The sequence below is a fragment of the Mesorhizobium sp. M1E.F.Ca.ET.063.01.1.1 genome (genome assembly GCF_003998155.1).
Classification (GTDB): Bacteria; Pseudomonadota; Alphaproteobacteria; order Rhizobiales; family Rhizobiaceae; genus Mesorhizobium.
Map to the genome: position 1 here is coordinate 1 of NZ_RZSC01001752.1, position 396 is coordinate 396.

The following is a 396-nucleotide window of genomic DNA, read 5'->3' on the forward strand; positions in this document are numbered from 1 at the left end:
ACGCCGGGCGCGCCCGACGTCGGACTGCGCTACTGCGTCCCGGAGGTGGCTTCGCCGATCAGCTTGTTGATGGTCGCCTGGTCGGCCTCGACCGGCTTGACCGCGTCGCCTTCCTTCACCAGCTCCTGGCCGGCGACGATGATGCGCGCATCCTGCGGTATGCCGCCCAGCACCAGGCCGTTCGGCGTGTCGTCGACGAGATCGATCGGGTAGAACGCCACCTTATTGTCCTTGCCGACGGCGCGGATGCCGAGGTCGCCCATGTCGCCGAGCGTCACCACCGAACGCGGCAGCATGACCGCGTCGGTCGGCTGCGCGCTGAGCGTGATTTCGGCCGTCATGCCGGCGGGGATGGCGCCATCGGCATTGGGGATCGCCACTTCGACACGGAAGGTG

Annotated in this window: 1 pseudogene; it reads right to left on the reverse strand. The window is 68.4% G+C overall.

Annotated elements, in window-relative coordinates:
• Positions 1–29: 29 nt before the first annotated feature.
• Positions 30–396 (reverse strand): annotated as a pseudogene (locus EOA29_RS40740) (efflux transporter periplasmic adaptor subunit); the annotation flags it as partial.